At 42.2% G+C, this 20,111-nt stretch carries 13 protein-coding genes; 8 read left to right on the forward strand and 5 right to left on the reverse strand.

Annotated elements, in window-relative coordinates:
• Positions 1-17: 17 nt before the first annotated feature.
• The 3 genes from ACFO4R_RS10985 to ACFO4R_RS10995 all read right to left on the reverse strand — a co-directional run bounded on the left by ACFO4R_RS10985 (position 18) and on the right by ACFO4R_RS10995 (position 4,747).
• Complete coding sequence (locus ACFO4R_RS10985; RefSeq protein ID WP_379789188.1) at positions 18-1,739, reverse strand: ABC transporter ATP-binding protein; 1,722 nt, start codon at positions 1,737-1,739, stop codon at positions 18-20.
• The gene (locus ACFO4R_RS10990; RefSeq protein WP_379789189.1) at positions 1,732-3,474 is read right to left on the reverse strand and encodes an ABC transporter ATP-binding protein; all 1,743 of its coding nucleotides are present in this window, start codon (positions 3,472-3,474) and stop codon (positions 1,732-1,734) included. The genes ACFO4R_RS10985 and ACFO4R_RS10990 overlap by 8 nt, the downstream gene beginning before the upstream one ends.
• A gap of 301 nt (positions 3,475-3,775) precedes the next feature.
• Entirely contained in the window at positions 3,776-4,747 is a 972-nt protein-coding gene (locus ACFO4R_RS10995) for a helix-turn-helix domain-containing protein (RefSeq protein WP_379789190.1), read from the reverse strand.
• A gap of 696 nt (positions 4,748-5,443) precedes the next feature.
• Here ACFO4R_RS10995 and ACFO4R_RS11000 point away from each other — a divergent pair.
• Both ACFO4R_RS11000 and ACFO4R_RS11005 read left to right on the forward strand, forming a co-directional pair.
• Entirely contained in the window at positions 5,444-6,232 is a 789-nt protein-coding gene (locus ACFO4R_RS11000; RefSeq protein ID WP_379789191.1) for an electron transfer flavoprotein subunit beta/FixA family protein, read from the forward strand.
• An 11-nt stretch (positions 6,233-6,243) separates the two neighbouring features.
• Positions 6,244-7,248 (forward strand): electron transfer flavoprotein subunit alpha/FixB family protein, encoded by a 1,005-nt coding sequence (locus ACFO4R_RS11005; protein WP_379789192.1) that lies wholly within the window; start codon positions 6,244-6,246, stop codon positions 7,246-7,248.
• Positions 7,249-8,336: 1,088 nt separating this feature from the next.
• Here the strand turns inward: ACFO4R_RS11005 and ACFO4R_RS11010 are convergent.
• The gene (locus ACFO4R_RS11010) at positions 8,337-8,540 is read right to left on the reverse strand and encodes a hypothetical protein (RefSeq protein ID WP_379789194.1); all 204 of its coding nucleotides are present in this window, start codon (positions 8,538-8,540) and stop codon (positions 8,337-8,339) included.
• A gap of 320 nt (positions 8,541-8,860) precedes the next feature.
• Positions 8,861-10,249: a MocR-like pyridoxine biosynthesis transcription factor PdxR gene (pdxR, locus tag ACFO4R_RS11015; protein ID WP_379789195.1), complete on the reverse strand. Its 1,389-nt coding sequence runs from the start codon at positions 10,247-10,249 to the stop codon at positions 8,861-8,863.
• A 126-nt stretch (positions 10,250-10,375) separates the two neighbouring features.
• Between pdxR and pdxS the strand changes: the two genes are divergently transcribed.
• From pdxS to ACFO4R_RS11045, 6 genes are all read left to right on the forward strand, one after another.
• A complete protein-coding gene (pdxS, locus tag ACFO4R_RS11020; RefSeq protein ID WP_379789196.1) occupies positions 10,376-11,227 on the forward strand; it encodes a pyridoxal 5'-phosphate synthase lyase subunit PdxS in 852 nt (283 codons plus the stop codon).
• A gap of 1,041 nt (positions 11,228-12,268) precedes the next feature.
• Positions 12,269-16,363, forward strand: coding sequence for a type II CRISPR RNA-guided endonuclease Cas9 (cas9, locus tag ACFO4R_RS11025; protein WP_379789197.1), 4,095 nt, complete (start codon positions 12,269-12,271; stop codon positions 16,361-16,363).
• Positions 16,360-17,232 carry a type II CRISPR-associated endonuclease Cas1 gene (gene cas1, locus ACFO4R_RS11030; protein ID WP_379789199.1) on the forward strand — a complete coding sequence of 291 codons (873 nt, stop codon included), beginning with the start codon at positions 16,360-16,362 and terminating at the stop codon, positions 17,230-17,232. The genes cas9 and cas1 overlap by 4 nt, the downstream gene beginning before the upstream one ends.
• Positions 17,222-17,542, forward strand: coding sequence for a CRISPR-associated endonuclease Cas2 (gene cas2 / locus ACFO4R_RS11035; protein ID WP_379789201.1), 321 nt, complete (start codon positions 17,222-17,224; stop codon positions 17,540-17,542). The genes cas1 and cas2 overlap by 11 nt, the downstream gene beginning before the upstream one ends.
• Before the next feature lie 5 nt (positions 17,543-17,547).
• On the forward strand, positions 17,548-18,219 hold the full coding sequence (csn2, locus tag ACFO4R_RS11040) for a type II-A CRISPR-associated protein Csn2 (protein ID WP_379789205.1): 672 nt from the start codon (positions 17,548-17,550) through the stop codon (positions 18,217-18,219).
• A gap of 500 nt (positions 18,220-18,719) precedes the next feature.
• Positions 18,720-19,934 (forward strand): ATP-binding protein, encoded by a 1,215-nt coding sequence (locus tag ACFO4R_RS11045; protein ID WP_379789203.1) that lies wholly within the window; start codon positions 18,720-18,722, stop codon positions 19,932-19,934.
• Positions 19,935-20,111 lie beyond the last annotated feature (177 nt).

The raw sequence follows: 20,111 nt of genomic DNA on the forward strand, positions 1-20,111 counted from the left end.
AATTATGTGGTATCGACCTAATAGACGTAGTTTTCCGTGATATCGGATTTGTCTATCATTGTACGATAGAGGTTTGAATGTTGCAAAAGGTGTTGATGTGTCCCTTCGCAGTCCAAACGTCCGTCGTTCATCACGATGATCTTATCCGCTTTCTCGATTGACTTGAGTCTGTGAGAGATGATGACAACGGTCTTACCCTCAATCAGTTTGTTGAGACTCTCTTGAATCTTCATCTCGTTTTCCACGTCCAAGGAGGCACTGATCTCATCGAGAAGGATGATGGGCGCATCCTTTAAGATCGCTCTGGCAATCGATATCCTCTGTCGTTCTCCTCCGGAGAGTTTACTTCCGTTCTCCCCGATCAAAGTCTGATATCCTTCAGGAAGTTTTTCAATAAATTCATGACAATTTGCGAGCTTTGCCGCCCGAACGACCTCTTCATCGCTTGCATTCTTCTTACCGATGCGAATATTCTCCATCACGGAAGTATTAAACAGCGATACATCCTGAAAGACGATCGAAATCTTCTCAAACAAACTGTCCGTGTCGATCGTAGAAAGCTCCTTGTTGTCGATAAGGATCTGCCCTTCGTCATAATCGTACAATCTCGACATCAGCCTTAATACCGAGGTCTTTCCACAGCCCGAAGGTCCCACCAGGGCGGTTACCTCTCCCTGCTTTGCTATGAAGGAGATCTTGTCGATGACCTTCTTTTCCTTCGTATAGGAGAACTCGACCTCTTTGAATTCGATGTCGTAACGGGAGATTTCCGCAGGCTCTCCCTTCTGGACCGGAGTATTTCTAAGTTCTTTTATTCTTTGAATCCGTGCATCGATGTACATAAGTTCTGCAATATTCATATGCAGCCCCATCACCCCGTCACCAATTTTGGCGGCCGCTATCATATATCCCAGAATATAGAGCAGGGGAGCCTCACCTTTCATATAGAGGATGGTTCCGAAAAAAACTGTAAGTCCCAGAGAAAAACGTACAACCGAGCTTGAGAGCGTCACCGGCACTGCCTGGAATACCTCCGATACGATATGGACCTTCTCCGAGTCTTCCATCCGTCGTTTCAACTCCTCGCCCACCGCATCGATCTGTCCGTAGGATTTTATCTCCTGTTGCAACTCGATCGCTTCCTGAAAACTCTCCGAGTTTTCCCTCAATTTGTGATAGAACTTGGTCGTATAGTGGATTTGTGCCTTTTTGGACAGGAAGAGAAGGACGAAACTCAACACCACGGGAAGCAGAACACAAAGCCCCAACTTAACATTCCCGACAAGCATCATTACCGATAGCACAAACATATATAAGGCAAAACCGATCGCCTGCGGGATGGCATGGCACATCGCATGTTCAATGTCCGCAACGTCTTTCATAACGGTTTGAGAGAGATCGGAGAGATCATGTTTGGAAAAATAAGATAGGGGCAGATCTTTCAGGATCTGTGCGATCTCTATCCTAAGCTCCCTACTCTCTCGGTAGGTCTGTGTAAACAACATATTATAATTATAATGAAGCACTGCATACATCAATACAAAGATAAGAACAATCCCGATGATCAACGAGGAGCGCGAAGGCAACGAACCTTCCATAAACCTCTGCACAAAGTACATCAAAAACATCATAGGCAGGATAAACGAAGCATACATCAAAAAACATGAAAAGGCTGCCCTCACAAGCCCTCGAGCACCGCTATCCGTGAGTGCATATATATTTTTTATCTTCTTAATCATGGACCCTCCAATCGTTCGCCTTAGAAAATAATCCCTGTAACCTCTTGTATTGTCCGCCCTTGTTCATCAACTCCTCATGAGAGCCGCGTTCTGCAACAAGACCTCCATCGATGAGCAGGATTTCATCCACCTTACGGATCGAGCTCAATCTGTGTGCGATCATAATAACGGTTTTTTTCTCCATAAGGTTGGAGAAGGCCTGCTGGATCTCATATTCATTCTCGGGATCTGCGGCAGCCGATGCCTCGTCGAGAATGATGATATCGGCATCTTTGAGGATGGCTCTGGCAATCGCAATTCTTTGGATCTCTCCTCCCGAGAGGTACACGCCCTTGGAACCGATCAAGGTATTCTCCCTCTCGGGGAACTTGTCGAGAATGTCTTCACACCTCGCCTTTTTAAGCGCCGACATTACCTCCTCATATGTCGCCCCTTCCTTGCCTATGAGGACATTCTCATAGATCGTCTTCTTAAACAACCTTGCATTTTGAAAGACAAAGGCGATATGACTCATCAGAGTGCTTTCGCAGTAGTCCTCAATATCCTTTCCTCCTATCAGGATCCTGCCTTCCCGAATCTTGTAAAATCCCGATATCAGTTTGGCTATCGTCGACTTCCCCGAACCCGAAGAGCCTACCAGAGCGTAGGTCTTGTTTTGTTCCAGCTTAAAACTCAGATCCTTAAGCACATCTTCCTCGCCGTAGCTAAAGGAAACATTACGAAATTCAATATCAAAACTCTTAAACTCACAAACATCCCCATGATCGATATTGTCTCTGCACATATCCTCGAAGAGAGTTTCCAGTTTATCTACGACCTGATTTGCCTGAAAATGATACATCCCCACATACATGACCCTCATCAGGCAGGTAAACATGATCCCGGCAAAGCAGGCATAGAAAATGATCTTAGTCAAGACGACCTCCGGCTCTTCTCCACCGAGACTTAACAGGTAGGAAAACGGGAGAATAAATATGATAAAGATGTTGAACAGTGCCTGAAACAACACATAAGGCCTCCTACAACTCAATGCATAATCAAGAGCATAGCTGGAGTAACCGACGATCGCTTCATAAAAACTCTTAAATGAATAAACCGTCGTACGAAAGATCTTGAGTACCTGCATTCCCCTGATATATTCGACCGCTTCGGCATTCATTCTTTCCAAGGCTTCCATATACTTGCTCATAAACTCCTTGTTGCCTATCATCCCCTTGATCTGAAACAAACCTGTCAAGGTTACCAAAACGAATAAGGTGCCCAATACCGTATCGACAAAAAAAATCAGGATAATCATCAAAATCGGGGTAAGTAAGGCCGCAACCGTATCCGGTATCAAGTGAGCCACCACCATATGGGTCTCCGCTGCATTGTCGTCTATAATTTTTCTGACCTTTCCCGAAGGATTGACATCGAAAAATGAAAACGAGGCCTTCATCAAATACCTGATTCCCTTCTTGCGTAGGTTGGTCTCCAACCGAAAACCCAGAAGATGCGAAAACCAAAGAGCTATAAAGTAAACCAAGGCATTGAGCAACATCAATCCGACGATGAGTGTCGCATACCGGTAGCTGCCCTCAAAATTCTGTTGCACGATGAGTTCATTCAAAAACTTCCACAGATACCAATAGGGCAAGACCGTGAGTACGGTGGAGACTACCGAAAACAATATCGACAAATAGGCATGACCCATCATCTCCGGAGTATAGTTCAATAATTTTTTGTAAGTATTCATACAACCTCCTTCTTTTCTTCCAATGTAAGGTGTCCATTTTTCCACCTATTTTTCAATCGATCGCAAGCTTTGCCTGCTCTCGAGAGCAGAATTATCGTTCTTTGTTTTTCACTTTCATACCCGAGTCCTGTGTTGAAACATACTCATACAGATAACCGGGCAATGCAACGGGTAATAGTATCAACAGAAGATACCACAGATATTCGTAGTCATAAAGTAGATATAACCGCACTTCTGTTGGAGAATAGCATTAGAACGCTTTTTCGAGTTCTACGAGGTGTTCTTATGTTTGTTTTATCGCTTATTTCCCTTTTCCGCACATTTTGTGAAACATCCTGAATTTGCTGGGAGTCATTCCTTGCAGATCGCCAAAGGTCTTGGAAAACTTGCTTGTATTCGCATATCCCAAGCGACCGGCTATCTCCGTAATTGAAAGCTCGGATGATATCAAAAGTCTCTGCGCCTCCTCCATCTTGTAGGCTATCAGATACTTGTTGACAGAGGTACCATAAATTTCCTTGAACATCTTCTTTAAGGAAGTAGATGCCAGGTTGAATCTCTGTGAGAGTTCTTCAATGGTATAATGCTTGGACAAATCGCTCACCATGCAGTCTCGGACCTCCTTTATCTTATCGGTCTGGGCCTTACGATAATAACTCATCTGTTTCAGAGCCTTGTCTGCCGATCTCTGTATAAAGAGCAATACTTCCAGAAGCTTTATCTTGTACAGTTCTCGATCGAACGAAAATTCAAACCGAAACGGATCGAACATACGGTTTACTTCCTCATCATCTCTAATCACATAGGGTTCCTTTTCATAATACTTCTTATAGATTTCATCGATATCGATGCCGAACTCCAAGAAGAGTTTTCTTGTTTGTGCGGGAAGTTCGGGGACATCGATACTGAAAGTCAGGCATCGTAGTTTTCCCATCGGAAAACAAAATTCATTCACATTCAAGGGAGAGGTGTCCAGCATAAAAGAGTTTTTTGCCAGATAAGTGTACCTGTTGTTTCCCCACAGCCATTCCATCCTTCCCTCCAAGCAGTAGGAAAGGTTTAAATTCTGCAAATCGACATCCTTTTTGCCCCGATGATAGATATCGACACCGAAATAGTCGGTGATAAGAAGGACGACTCCCTTAAACAGCTCGCCTACATAGATCTTCATTCGCCCTTCTCCTCCGTCAAAAACAAGATAGCCCTGCTCCCTTCCAAAAAAGTTCATCTCTTTGATCTCCATAATCCTCGCTACTTCCTTCTCATCTATCAAACAAAGCCCTCCTCTCTCTATAATGATAACCGTTATCATATGAATATATTACTTCATTGTTAAATTTTTTACAACTCCATATAGGCAAAATCATCCCTATCAGACAGAGTTTTTTCCGGATTCCGCCTTATATCCCCCAACAACAACCCCTGTGCATATCTGATTCGACCCGTTATTTGACTTACGGATTATGCCGATTTGTACTGCATGAAAGAGGAAACGAATGTTTGTAGTTTCCAAACGGATATAACCTCACTTCTATCGGAGAATCTTATGATACTGTTCTTCGACAGAACTACTGTCCTATCATCCTACAATGAAGACTATTTATTTTACCCCCTAACGAAGTGCAAATCATCTACATCAACACCTCAAAGAAAGAATCCTATAAGACCTGCCTTCGTGTGCAGAAGAAGCAATGCAATGAGGCAGCACCCATTTATTTCAAGTTCTTTTTATTTGCATCGAACTCGATGATGAAAGGGCATTTTTCGACAGATAGTTACATCAACATTCTCTTCCAACCGTTAGTATAAGGCCGTTCAAATAAGCCCGTCTCCTCTTTGAAAAAATCGTTTTTCTTGTGAAAATTTTTCTTGATTGATTTCGATTATTCTTGAATAAAACTCATAAATATGGATATAATAAGAGTAGTTTTTGAAAAAAATTTAAATTCACACCACCAAGGAGGATTTTATGGATATTTTAGTATGTATCAAACAGGTTCCATCCGTTTCTCATGTCAAGATTGACAGAGAAACAAACAATATCATTCGCGAAGGCGTTCCGAGCATCATCAACCCCGCAGATAGGCACGCTATGGAAGAGGCGCTAAAGCTCAAGGATCAGTTCGGTGCTCACATTACCGTCATTACCATGGGTGCTCCCGATGCGGAGAAAAGTTTGAAAAAATGCCTCGCCCTCGGCGCGGACAAGGCTTATCTCGTCAGTGACAGAGCGTTTGCAGGCTCGGATACACTGGCAACCTCTTATACCCTTTCTTCCGCCATCAAATACCTTGGAGACTTTGATGTGGTCTTTACAGGAAGCTATGCGACCGATGGAGATACCGGTCAGGTAGGACCCGAGATCGCAGAAATGATGGGCTACTCTCTAATCAGCTACGTAAAACAAATCGAGGCGACCGACGAAAAAATCATCGGCTATCGCGAAACCAACAATACCGTCGAAAAGGTGGAAAGCAGCTATCCTGTCGTCATATCCGTAACCAGAAACTCCTCCGAGCCGAGAAAACCCGCTTTGGGAATCAATATGTCGGAACTCAAGGCGGAAGAATTGATGCTGACCGCAGAAGTCATCAAAGCGGACCCGGAGAAGATCGGAAAAGCAGGTTCGCCCACGGTAGTATCAAGCGTGTTTGCACCTCCCTTGCTCGACAAAGGTGTTATCATTGAAGAAGAGTCGGAAGAAGCTTCCGTAAAAAAACTGATGAATATATTGATTTCTGAAAAATTGATTGGATAAAGGAGACTGTTATGGAGCATAAAAATATATGGGTAATTGTGGAAAAACACGAAGGAAAACCTCTTAACGTATCCTTGGAACTCTTGGGAAAAGGACGGATTCTTGCAGATGAAAAAGGTGAAAAACTCGTAGCGGTTTTGATCGGATACCAAAATGCCGACATTACCAAAACCCTGATCGAATACGGAGCGGATGAAGTAATCAACGTCGACGCCAAAGAATACGAGCACTACAGAAGCGACTCCTTTACCTTCGTACTCAACAGCCTGATCGACAAGTATCATCCATTCGGAATTATGATCGGCGCAACCTCAAACGGAAAGGACCTGGGTGGAAGGATCAGTGCAAGAAGAAGACTCGGCCTTGTAGCAGGTTGTACCGATGTGTATTTCAACGAGGAGAAGAGCGAGCTCCTCTGGGAAAGAGCCACCTTTGACGGCAAGTTGTTCTCCACCATTATTACAAGCACCTTCCCCAAGATCGGAACCGTAGGAAACAAAACCTTCCGCGGAAACACTCCCGACTCCTCCAGAACCGGAGTTGTCATTGACGAAAAGATCGAAATGGCGGAAGAGGACATCCGTACCAAGGTTCTTGAGATTATTCAGGAAGCTCAAAAAGCAACCATAGGTCCTGATATGGAAACTGCCGATATCATCGTTGCCGGCGGTAAGGGTGTCGGAAGCAAGGACAAGTTCGCAATCATTGAAGAGTTTGCAGCAGCCGTAAACGGAGCGGTGGCCTGCACCAAACCTTTGGTCGATGCAGGTTGGATGCACTACGACTACCAGGTAGGCTCCACAGGAAAAAAGGTCTCTCCGAAGATCTATTTTGCCTTCGGAATCTCGGGCCAGCTTCAACACACCGAAGGAATGAAGGACTCCGACCTTATCATAGCGGTAAACAACGATCCGAATGCTCCCATCTTCCAGGTGGCACACTACGGCATCGTAGGAGACCTTTTCAAAGTCATCCCCGTATTGAAGGAAGAGTTCTTAAAATTGAAACAAATCTAAGATCGAGATTTTCTTAAAAGGATGAAGTCACAGACCTCATCCTTTTTTGTATCTGCGATACTATTATTCCTCGAGTAATAGACATCTATGAGTTGCACTTCATGAACGATACTACTATCCTCCGTTTGAAGGATGACATGCTCCAAAAAGCCTTCAACCTGCCTGCTCTAATAGATTACAGTATCATTCGTTGTCTATCTCAATCCGTTTGAACCTTTGATATCTCAAGCTTTTATCCTCTTCAGACCCGAAACGCTTTGCTATGAGCCTCAAGGAGAATGCCCCTACTCTTATCGAAGATCGGTACCTATGTATATCGGTAATTTATCCTCCATAGAATAAGAACAAATGCGTAATATCTCCTATACAACACGGTTTCCAAAATTCCTCCCTCAAAAAAACCTCCCTTCTCCTTCAATTTCACCTAATATTAATGTTTTATTTCATAATTATATACTTTATATCCCTTGTCTTACATTTTTGTGGAAATTTTGAAAAATGACTTACCTATTTTCTGTAATATGTTAAGATATAAGCAGAGGATTTAGATATTTCGATAAACATAATCAAGCAGGATGATCCTCCTTTTAATTAGGAGCAGAATTATTTTGAACTTCAAGAAGAACTCCGTTTGTATCCGGTCCTCGGATTTTGTAGCCGTCCTCTTGCAACAGAGTACAAAACAGTGATCAGAGCATACCAAAAACCGATCGAACCAAGAGAATATCTGCTCCATAAATGCGTAACACCCTTTCCTTATTGATAGAATTGGATTCAGTAAACGTGCCGATACAAACAGTTCAAACAAAAATGTTTCAAGTGCTTATTTTCATATGATCGTTTCCCGCAACTTCAACTTCCGTTGAAATTCGGGAAACCTTCCTCCTTCAAATATAAAACATCTTCGTTGTGCAGAACCTGCACAACGAAGACAGGTTTTATCCAAAGTTTCACATTTTAAATTGCCAAACCACAAAAGAAAGCAAACACAACTTCTTTTTTTCCTCAAAGAACACGAAAAACACCGACCTTGCCCTTAAAAGCAATATCGGTGTTTTTCGGTTATCAGGAAAGAAAGTCCTCTTTCATCATTCCTCATCTTCTCTTATCCATCTGCCGTACTCCCCGCATTTAGGACATTTCAACTTATTGGCATTGGATACTGTATTCATCCCTACAGCTTTTGATGGTGAGCTTTCAAAAACATCTCCCAAGATCTTTAGAATATTTGTAACCACAGACTCCGTAAAATTCATCTTATAACCGCAGTTTGCACACTTTTGCCCCAACAAACACAATCTCCTCCTCTCTTGGCATTTTTTCTTCTGTTGAAACAATGGATCTGACACCCATCCTTGGTTGCAGATACTTATTTATGGTAGCATAAAAACCACAAAAAGAACATTGAAAACTCCTGACCGGTCACAGCACAAGACTATATAACGTAACTGTTCAAAAGGATAAGAAAACACCGCATAATTCGAAAAATCATCATACAATCTCTTTTGTATGAGGGATGACATTCTTAAAAGTATTGATATGACAACCCTTTGTGTTTTATTAAATCGAAGAAAAATTTGAACTTTACCTTTGTGCGGTGTTTGCTCAGATCTTAAAATTTACATTCTTTCCCTTGATCTATAATATGCATCATATGCGATATGTCCTCTTCCATTGTTTCCGGATCCATCCCCCCGAAGCCCAAAAGCAAAGTCGGTCTGTGATAATATCCGTGTCTATCGAAGCTTTTCATTCCCGAAATAAGGATCCCTTGTTCCCTTAATCTCTTCACAACCTCCTCCTCATCCTCCGAAACACAAAGACTGACCGCGATATGCAATCCTATTTCCGTTGTGGAAATGCTCTCTACAATCTCATACTTCATAAGCTCCCTCTTAAGGCTTTGATGTATTTTTTTGTAGTAATATTTCATCCTATTGATATGTCTTTGATAGTAATTTTCTTTTAAAAACCTTGTAAGAAATTCCTGCTGTATACTTGAAACGGGACAACTCATAAAAGGGAGTTTCTTACTATATACCTTCATTAAACTTTTGGGAAGTACCATGTAACTTATCCTCATCGCAGGTGCAATGGTCTTGGAAAAACTACCCATGTAAATGGTTCTACCGTACTCATCCATCGAAAATAGAGTCGGTATCGGTTTCCCGCTGTATTTAAACTCCCCATCGTAATCGTCCTCGATCAGATATCTTGACCGTTCTCCCTTCGCCCATTCAATGAGTTTTTTTCTTCGACCGATATTCATTACACAACCGGTAGGAAATTGGTGAGAGGGTGTAACAACCTGAATATTGACATTTGTGTGGTGCAACACCTCTACATTGAGTCCGTTTTCATCAACGGGAACTTCAAGATAAGCAAAACCGTTCATTTCCAACATAGAAGGAAGTACATCGTAGCCCGGAGTTTCTATTCCGAAAATAGAGTTTTTTTCGATCAGTTGAAGGATGATTTGATACAGATACTCCATTCCTGCACTTACAACGATACAGTTTTCATCCACTTCCATATCCCTACTCTGTTTCAAATGCCTTGAAATGGCATATCGAAGTTCCTGTTTACCTTGGGGATGAGAATGGTAAACAAAGTTATAATCTCCCTGTGCCAGAACTTCACGATACAACTTTTGCATCGTCGAAATCGGTAGCTTTTGATGAGCGATGGCATTATGAGAGCAATCCAACTTATAATCACTTCGATTCGGGTAACAGCTCTTGTGTCTCCTATCTGTTTTTCTTTTTTGGGGATACAGATGTTCCATGTCCAAAACATAGAATCCGCTTTTTTCAACCGCCTTGATAAAACCTTCCAACTCAAGTTCTTGCAACGCTTTTATAATTGTATTTCTACTCACTCCGTAAGTGTCTGAAAAAGTTCTGATGGAACTGAGCTTCTCCCCTTCATTGTAGTGACCATGTTCTATTTTTTGTTTGATATCCTGATAAATATCCACATACAAAGGATTTTTCTCTCTCATAGACGTGTTTCCCCTCCTTTATTTCTGTACCCTTATTTTTTATTTCTTTTGTCGCTTTTCATGGTACCAAATATCTCCTATTATGTCTATGTTGAGTTAAAACAAAGCAAAAAGGAGGAAATTGCTATGAGATTTCAAGATATTTACAACAGATTGCAAGGAGGAGTTATTATGGATGTTACGACTCCCGAACAGGCAAAAATCGCAGAGGAAGCAGGGGCTGTTGCCGTTATGGCATTGGAACGTATTCCCGCAGATATCCGTGCTGCGGGAGGAGTATCTCGGATGAGCGATCCCAAGATGATCAAGGAGATTATGGACAGTGTAAATATCCCTGTAATGGCAAAAGTTCGAATCGGTCACTTTGTAGAAGCCCGTATTCTGGAAGCCATCGATATCGACTTTATCGACGAAAGCGAAGTACTCACACCCGCCGATAAGGAACACCACATTGACAAAACAGAATTTTCAACTCCCTTTGTATGTGGTGCCAGAAATTTGTCGGAAGCCTTGAGACGAATCCAAGAAGGTGCCAAGATGATCCGTACAAAAGGAGAGGCGGGTACGGGAGATGTCGTTCAAGCCGTTTATCATATGAGGACAATTCAAAGCCAAATCAGGATGGTACACAGCTTAAAGAGCGATGAGATCTTTACAAAAGCCAAAGAACTTCAAGTTCCCTACGATTTGCTTCTGTATGTGCATAAAAACGGAAAACTTCCCGTATTGAATTTCTCGGCGGGAGGTGTCGCAACGCCCGCAGATGCGGCTCTTATGATGCATCTGGGAGCGGAAGGCGTCTTCGTCGGAAGCGGAATATTCAAAAGCGGAGATCCCAAGCTTCGAGCAGAGAGAATTGTACATGCTGTCAAACATTATAATGATCCCAAGGCAGTTGCGGAAGCACAAGAGGGATTGGGTGAAGCGATGGTAGGTCTAAATGAAGATGAAATCAAAGTAATTATGGCAAACAGATAACCCTCGTCAAAAAAGGATGGCATGAATTTCATGTCATCCTTTTTTCAAGTACCGCTATTACCCCTTTGATACAACTCTTCATTGGAAATGTTGATGTGGAAGATTTGTACTTCGTTAGGAGATAAAACAAATTTTCTTCGTTGCAGAACGGATATGACAATCGTTCTATTGAAAATAGTATTACCTCCAGTGTTTCCTAAATAAACCCGAAGACCCAAAACGATAACAAAGTGTTTGTCAACCCCTGACTATGAATCGTAAGAACCGGTTCTCGCGGTCATTCTTCCGAAGAGAAATCAAACGACCAAATGGAAGTAGGATAAGGCTCTTTATGAGTATCTCCATCTTGTTGAGAATACCTGTTTGAAGTTAGAACAGTTGCGAGGGGTCTATACACATTATGCAAACATCGTTTTCTACTTTTTTGGAGCAATTCATTTGGCATCTACCGTTCTATGGTTAAGATGTCTTATTTAATTTGTGTAGATCCCCTTCTGTATAATACTTCTACATCTCTTTTTTATATTATTTTACAAAAGTTTATTGTTGACAAAATTTATAATTTCTTATAGAATAAAGTTAATCTCAATTGATCACCTATGAGATTACATCATAAGTTCAAATAAAAATTTATTCTAATCGTCCTCCGGGACTCCACATTGTGTGGCTAACTTGCGAAAGCAAGTTTTTTTTTGCAAACCTGTCCTTTTTGGTTGACATTCTCTCTAATAATAATATTATAAATATAATAAGTCTATTACAATATATTTGACTCGATCTCTTCTTGACACACTTTCCGAAAACGGACGAGGCGGATATTACAGAATTATACAATGTCGATGGAAGTATTTATAGAGTACGCTTATCAATACCCATCTAAACTTTCATAGATAACAATTTGTACATCGGACATTCCTGAAATCGAAATGGAGAATAGTGCGAGCAAGTCTCTTCTCTCCCCTATGAGCTCAAACTTTTCCTGCAAAAATCAATTTCTATGCTCACAGGCAACCCCTTATTTCAAGAAAGGAGATTAATGTTATGGGAAAGCAAGCAATCTTTGGGGACTACTACATAGGTCTGGATATCGGAACTTCTTCCGTAGGCTGGGCTCTTACAGATTTGAATTACAATGTTTTAAAGTTTAACCAAAAGGCGATGTGGGGAGTTCGTTTGTTTAACGAGGGAAACACCGCTGCAGAACGTCGCACAAACCGTTCGGCACGAAGACGACTCGCTCGAAGAAACCAACGGATCCAATGGTTACAGGAGATCTTCTTTGAGGAAATCCAAAAGGTCGATCCCAAGTTTTTTCAGAGATTGAAAGACAGTAAGTATTACGTGGAAGATAAACAGGAACATCAGAAAAACTCCTTGTTTAACGATGAAGGTTTTTCGGATAAGGAGTATCACAAGAGGTTTCCCACCATCAACCACCTTAAGGTCGAGCTGATGAAGTCGGATGAGGCCTTTGATGTAAGGCTGGTTTATCTCGCAATCGCCAACACCTTGAAACACAGGGGACATTTTATCTTCGAGGGACAGAGCCTTGAGAAGGCGACCTCCTTCGAGAATGCCTACAACGACTTTATCTTCGGTGTAAATGACTATTTTTCTTACAACGAAGAAGATGACGAAATTCCCTACACCTTCGAAGCTTCGTCCCTCGAAAATCTCAAGAACCTTCTTCTCGACAAATCCAAAAATAAGACGGAGAAGAAAAAAGAGATTGTAGCACTCTTTGAACTGTCAAAAACTTCCAAGAACTTTCCCGTTCTAAAGTCCTTGTTAGAAGCCATAGTAGGTTCCAAGGTGAATACCAAGGCTTTTTTAGGTAGCGATGTTGACGATGACAAGAAGATAGACTTTTCGTTTTCGGACTCCTCCTTTGAAGAAAAACTCGATCAACTCGAGATTGTACTCCCCGAATACATCTCTATCCTCCATCCTGCAAAGGCGCTCCATGACTGGGCGACCTTAGAAGAGATCCTTGGCGGAGAAGAAAGTATTTCCATAGCGAAGGTTCATCAATACATGGAGCATCAGGAGGATCTTGCAGAACTTAAACAATTGATAAAACGGGACTTCGAAAAGGAAGTATATGACGAGATCTTCAAATACGACTACATCGATTCCAATTACCACGCCTATATCTTCGGAAAAGGAAGAAAACTAAGCAAAGGAACCTATGTTTCTACTGACAAATACTCCAAAGCAAGTCAGGAGGATTTCTGCAAATTCCTCCTCAATAAACTAAAGGACAAAAAAGCGGAGAAGGACTATCAAAAGATAGGTTCCAAACTGGAGAACAATGCCTTCCTGCCGAAACAAAGAGAAAAGAGCAATTCGGTAGTTCCCTATCAGATCCATCTGTATGAACTCAAGAAAATTCTCTCCAAGGCGGAAGTCTACCTTCCCTTCTTGTCTGCAAAGGACGAAAACGGTCTTACCAACTCAGAAAAAATCCTTCAGATTATGACCTTCCGGATTCCTTACTATGTAGGACCTTTGAACGAGGCTCACAAAAATTCCGGTGCAAATGTATGGGTAGAACGTAAGGTGCAAGGAAGGATTTATCCGTGGAACTTCGAAGAAAAGATCGATATCCAACAGAGCGCCGAAACATTTATTCGCAGGATGACCAACAAATGTACCTATCTTATCGACGAGGACGTTCTTCCAAAAGACTCCCTCCTGTACAGCGAGTTTATGGTCCTCAACGAGCTCAATAACCTTCGTATCGACGGGGAAAAGCCGCCCGTGGAAGTAAAAACGCAAATTATCGAACAGCTGTTTAAAAAGCATTTGAAGGTGACTCGAAAAAAACTTCAAACCTTCCTTTGGAAAGAGGGTCATACCAAAACAAGAGAAGCCGAACTCACGGGAATCGACGGTGACTTCAAGTCTTCTCTAACCTCGTACATCGCGTTCAAAAAGATCTTCGCCAAAGAGAACTTCAGTGACAGTGAAAAGAAAATGATCGAAGATATTATCCACTCCGTCCTGATCTTTTCGGAAGATCGAACCATGCTCAAAAATAGGATTTTAAAGAAATATCCCCACCTATCCGGGGAACAGATCAAAGAGATATGCAAATTGAAATTTTCCAACTGGGGGCGTTTATCCGAGACTTTTCTGACACAGATAGAGGATGTGGATCACGAAACGGGAGAAGTATTCTCCTTGATTGAAGCTCTCAGAAGAACAAACTTCAACCTTATGGAGCTTCTCAGCGCTTCCTTCGGATTCAAAACCTCCGTAGAAGAATTCAACAGGGAACGAATTGGACTAAATGATAAGCTGGATTATAAAACCGTGCAGGAACTCTATGTCTCTCCCAAGGTCAAACGAAGTATCTGGCAGAGCCTGCAGATCGTAGAAGAACTTCGTAAAATCACCAAAAGAGACCCTTTGAGAATCTTTGTGGAAGTCGCCAGGGAAGAAGGAGAAAAAAGGCGTACGACTTCCCGCAAAGAGCAATTAAAGGCCCTCTACTCCTCCATAAAAGAGGAAGGCGGCGATTGGCTCGAAAAACTTGAATCCCACACCGATGCACAGCTTAGAAACGAACGGCTCTATCTATATTATACGCAAATGGGACGCTGTATGTATTCCGGAGAGTCCATTGACCTAGGGGAACTCCTCAGCGGAAGCAAGGTCTACGACATCGATCACATCTTCCCCAGAAGTCGAGTAAAAGACGACAGCCTTGATAACAAAGTCCTGGTTCAGGCAAAACTCAACAAAGATAAATCGGACACCTATCCGATTGAACCTTCTATTCAAGCAAAAAACTCCGCCTTCTGGAAGCTTCTTTTGGACAAAGGTCTGATTTCAGCAAAGAAGTACCAACGCTTGACCAGAACAAGTTCTTTCTCGGAACAAGAATTGGCAGACTTCATCAATCGGCAAATCGTGGAAACCAGACAGTCATCCAAGGCAGTGATTCAGTTGCTGGGACAAGCCCTCCCCGATACGGAGGTCGTTTACTCCAAGGCAGGAAACATCTCCGACTTCCGAAAGGAAAACAGTCTGTTTAAGGTTCGGGAAATGAATGACCTTCACCATGCAAAAGATGCCTACTTGAACATCGTGGTCGGAAACGCCTACCATACCAAGTTTACCAAGAGCCCGATCCACTTTATTCGTTCCAACAAACCCTATAGTTTGAATCACAAGGCAATGTTCGAAAGAGAGATCAAATCAGGAAAGATTACTGCATGGATCCCGGGAGAACACGGAACTGTTGAAACTGTTCGAAGAAACCTTGCTAAAAACAACATCCAATACACCCGACTCTCCTATGAGGAGAAAGGAGAACTCTTTAAAAATAACCCTTTAAGAAAAGGCTATGGTCAACATCCTCTAAAATCAGATCCCAGGATGCAGGATATTTCAAAGTATGGGGGCTATAACAAGGTAACAGGATCTTACTACTGCCTGGTAGAACATACCAAGGGCAAGAAGAGGATAAAAAGCCTAGAATGTATCCTGCTTCCCTATGCCAAAGAGATCCGACTCCATCCTGATAAACTGAATCAATACTTGATCCATAGAGAAAATGAACCACTTACAGATCCCAAGGTTCTGATCGAAAAGATAAAAATAGGCACCCTATTTGAGATCAACGGTGCTCCCGTTCATCTCACCGGAAGATCCAATGATAATTTGTTGTTTCAACATGCTCTTCAGCTTGTTTTAAGTCCGGAGAATGAACTCTACCTTAAGAAGGTCCTTAAGTTCATCGATCGGTATAAAAAATCCGCTAACAAAATTTCGATTACCGAGCATGACGGTATCTCACAAGAGGAGAACCTGAGACTGTACAACGTGTTTTCAGAAAAACTCGACCATACAAGGTATTCCATCCTATTTAATGCACAAAAGGGGGTCCTTAAAGAGAGAGAAGAACTCTTCCAGTCTCTGCCTCTCGAAATTCAAGTACAGACTCTGGGACAGATCCTATACTTCTTCCAGTGCAATCGCGTACTTACAGACCTTTCGACCATAGGAAAAGGAAAAACACTGGGGACAGTTCTGTTCTCTAAAAATATCTCCAACTGGAAGAGCGGTAAGATCATCCACCGGTCGATCACAGGCCTCTTCCAACAAGAAATTGACTTGATGAAGCTATGAGTTGGAGAACCCTTGTAATATCCGGCAGGGCGAAGCTGGATTATAAGATGAATTACTTGGAGGTAAGAGGAGACACGACGACCAAAGTCCACCTTAGCGAGATCAACACCCTGATCATCTCAAACACGGCCGTGTCTCTCACCGCCTACCTCCTCTGTGAGCTGACCAAAAACAAGATCAAGGTCATCTTCTGCGACGAAAAAAGAAACCCCTGTTCGGAATTGGTGTCCTACTACGGAAGTCATGATACAAGTGCCAAGATAAGAAGACAGGCCGTCTGGGAAGAAGATACCAAGAACCTCGTGTGGACCGAGATCGTAAGAGATAAGATCACCAAACAGATGGAGGTCTTAGAGAGATGTGGCAGAAAAGAGTATCTTATGCTGGAGACCTATCTTGACGAGCTCGTCTATCGGGATGAGACCAACCGTGAAGGGCATGCCGCCAAGGTATACTTCAATGCCCTTTTCGGTATGGGTTTTTCTCGAAAGGCTGATAACAGCATCAACGCCGCCCTTAATTTCGGCTATTCGCTCCTGCTCTCGGCCTTTAACCGCGAGATCGTCGCCAATGGATATATCACTCAACTTGGGATCGCACATAACAATATGTACAACAACTTTAACCTGTCCTCCGACCTGATGGAACCCTTTCGCCCTCTGGTTGATGAGTTAGTCTATAAGATGAATCCGGAAGTGTTCTCTCGAGAGGAAAAAATCGAAGTTTTAAAAATGCTCCAACAAGAAGTAATCCTCGATGACAAACGCCATCTGGTCGACAACGCAATCAAATTATATTGTAAAAGTGTCTTGGATGCCCTGGATGAAAGAGACATCCTTTTGATAAGGTTTTATAGAAATGAGCTATAGATTTATGAGAGTCCTCGTATTTTTTGATCTTCCCACAACTACAAAAAAAGACATACGAGAATATACCAAATTTCGCAAGTTTTTGATTCGTAGCGGTTTTGTAATGATGCAGGAATCCGTATATTCAAAGATCGCCCTGAATACGACAGCCGTGGATGCCATTGTTCGCAATGTACGGAAAAACAAACCTCCCTCCGGTCTGGTCCAACTCTTAAGCGTTACGGAAAAACAATTCTCTCGAATGGAGTTTATTGTAGGGGAATCAAAAAAAGATGTGCTCGACACGGATGACAGGTTGGTGATATTGTGAAGTTAATGCACCCGAGCTTCGATAGCCCCTTGGAATTTGTTGAGGGAATAGCGAACATATTGATCCTTGAGAATAAGAAACTTCGAGTGGAACTGATAGAAGAGCTTCTCCTTCAGGCAGAGACCGGAGAGGGAACCTTTGTCCTCTCCGAGGAAGAATCCATCCTTAGAATAGACAAAACAGCTCACCTCATCATCGATCCCTTTTCTTTGGATGTAAATCAAAAGAAGGTCCTCTCAAAGATCCAATTAACACTCAAAGAACTTGCATCAGACGAAAACAACTATATGGAAAGCATGAGGATAGTCGGAGAACTCACCTCCTACTTCGAAGGCTTGGCGGACCAGGTCGACTATCCTCTCTCTTTCAAAGATCCCTTAGACCTTCAGGATCTGATTAAGCTCTCGGGAGCAAAGGTCGAAACCTCGGAAGCCTCATTTTTTGAAAACCTGTGGAACTATGTCAGTCTGATCAACAGTGTTTTGGGCACCCCCCTTTTTATCTTTGTCAATCTGGGCCTCTTTGTTCAGGAAGAAGAACTTCAGGAGTTATATAAGATCTCGAATTACAAAAAAATCCATCTTCTTTTTATCGAAAGCCTCGATTTAAGATCTCATACTCTATTTGAGAGAATCACCATTATCGATAATGATCTATGTGTGATAAAAAACTTTTAAACCCTTTGAATTAATGCTATAATAAAGTGAATTGAACATCTATGAATCCGTGTAGTGATGGCACGATTTATTTTCAACTTTGAGGTTTGAGGTTGTTTGAGAATCATGTAATTTCATAGGTGATCAAAACTTCTTGCCATCTAAATAATGTTTCTATGTTTGAGAATGATGTAATTTCATAGGTGATCAAAACTTCTTGCCATCTAAATAATGTTTCTATGTTTGAGAATGATGTAATTTCATAGGTGATCAAAACTCAGTAGTATAATCTTCCCACGTCACATAAGTTTGAGAATGATGTAATTTCATAGGTGATCAAAACTCTTCCATTAAAAAAACAATAGGAATACCCCCTTATCTTCCATATTTTATAACTTTTAAACGGTCAAAAAATATATATTTTATCAGTTATAACTTTCAAATTTGCACTTTATCCGTTGTAATCCATCTGTAAATGTGCTAAGCTATGCTCAACTATGAGAAAGGGGGTTATGGTCTCCATGATTAAACGTGAATTGTATATGAGTCGCATCCGCCCATTCATCGGGTCGGAGCTTATAAAAGTGATGACCGGTATTCGACGCTGCGGAAAGTCGGTCATGTTAGAACTTATCAGGCAGGAACTCACTGAATCCGGTGTCAGTCCGTCTCGGTTTATCTCTATCAACTTTGAAGATATGAGCTGTTCCCATCTACAAACAGCCAAGGCGTTGCACGATGAGATCACAAAAAGAGCTGCCGAGATCAATGACAAGGCTTATCTCTTCTTTGATGAGATCCAAGAAGTTAAGGATTGGGAGAAATGTATCAACTCCTTGCGTGTTACACTCAACTGCGATATCTACATTACCGGCTCGAATGCGAATCTGTTGTCCGGTGAGCTTACGACCTATTTGGGTGGACGCTATGTTGAGTTTGTAATCTATCCCTTTTCCTTCGCAGAGTTCACGGAATTGTATCGTCCTACTGCACCCAACGAGCCTATCCGGAAGTATTTCCGGCAGTACCTTCTGTCCGGCGGTATGCCGTACCTTGCGAACCTGCGTTATGCAGATGCACCGTCTAAGCAGTATCTACATGATCTATTCAACTCTGTTCAGCTCAAGGACATTGTAAAAAGAAACAAAATCCGAGATGTTGACTTGTTGGAGCGTATCATCTCCTATGTCATGGCCAATGTCGGCACGACGTTCTCCGCAACATCTCTTGCAAAGTTCCTCAAAAGTGAGCGGCGTAATGTCGCACCGGAGACAATTCTAAACTATATCAAATACTGCTGTGATGCTTATCTGTTCTATCAGGTGAAGCGCGAAGACTTGCAAGGTAAGCAGATTCTCGCATCCAATGAAAAATACTACATTGCAGATCACGGTATCCGTGAAGCGGTTTTCGGCGGTAACACAAAAGACATCAACCTCATCCTTGAGAACGTAGTCTACTTGGAGCTGCGTCGCAGAGACTATAATGTAACGGTTGGAAGAAGCGGAGACAAGGAGATCGACTTCGTTTGCAATAAGCGTGGCGAAAAACTCTATGTTCAGGTTACTTATCTTTTGGCATCAGAAGAAACCATTGCCCGTGAGTTTGGGGCGTATGATAATATCCGAGATAACTTCCCGAAGTATGTCGTTTCTCTCGATGAGTTTGATATGAGCCGACACGGTATCAAACACCGGAACATTCAGGACTTTCTCATGATGGAAGAGTGGAACTGAAAATATGCCGTCACAGGCTTTGAAGGCTGTGACGAACGCTTTGTTGCAAGCTTTAGCGGAGGGTGCTACAAAGTACAAACGAGCAGTTCAGACAAGTTGCAAGTTACCTAGAGCGTGTCTACACAAATTAAACAAGGCATCTTAACCATAAAACGATCGATGCCAAATGAACTGCTC

Origin of the sequence: Filifactor villosus (assembly GCF_042652965.1) — a bacterium.
Classification (GTDB): Bacteria; Bacillota; Clostridia; order Peptostreptococcales; family Filifactoraceae; genus Filifactor; species Filifactor villosus.

What these genes read in the sequence shown, in the direction of transcription:
- pdxR (WP_379789195.1), bottom strand. Translation starts at nt 10,249, where the DNA reads ATGAGAGAGAAAAATCCTTTGTATGTGGATATTTATCAGGATATCAAA.
- ACFO4R_RS11045 (WP_379789203.1), top strand. Translation starts at nt 18,720, where the DNA reads ATGATTAAACGTGAATTGTATATGAGTCGCATCCGCCCATTCATCGGG.
- ACFO4R_RS11005 (WP_379789192.1), top strand. Translation starts at nt 6,244, where the DNA reads ATGGAGCATAAAAATATATGGGTAATTGTGGAAAAACACGAAGGAAAA.
- csn2 (WP_379789205.1), top strand. Translation starts at nt 17,548, where the DNA reads ATGCACCCGAGCTTCGATAGCCCCTTGGAATTTGTTGAGGGAATAGCG.
- ACFO4R_RS10985 (WP_379789188.1), bottom strand. Translation starts at nt 1,739, where the DNA reads ATGATTAAGAAGATAAAAAATATATATGCACTCACGGATAGCGGTGCT.
- cas1 (WP_379789199.1), top strand. Translation starts at nt 16,360, where the DNA reads ATGAGTTGGAGAACCCTTGTAATATCCGGCAGGGCGAAGCTGGATTAT.
- pdxS (WP_379789196.1), top strand. Translation starts at nt 10,376, where the DNA reads ATGAGATTTCAAGATATTTACAACAGATTGCAAGGAGGAGTTATTATG.
- cas9 (WP_379789197.1), top strand. Translation starts at nt 12,269, where the DNA reads ATGGGAAAGCAAGCAATCTTTGGGGACTACTACATAGGTCTGGATATC.
- ACFO4R_RS11000 (WP_379789191.1), top strand. Translation starts at nt 5,444, where the DNA reads ATGGATATTTTAGTATGTATCAAACAGGTTCCATCCGTTTCTCATGTC.
- cas2 (WP_379789201.1), top strand. Translation starts at nt 17,222, where the DNA reads ATGAGCTATAGATTTATGAGAGTCCTCGTATTTTTTGATCTTCCCACA.
- ACFO4R_RS10990 (WP_379789189.1), bottom strand. Translation starts at nt 3,474, where the DNA reads ATGAATACTTACAAAAAATTATTGAACTATACTCCGGAGATGATGGGT.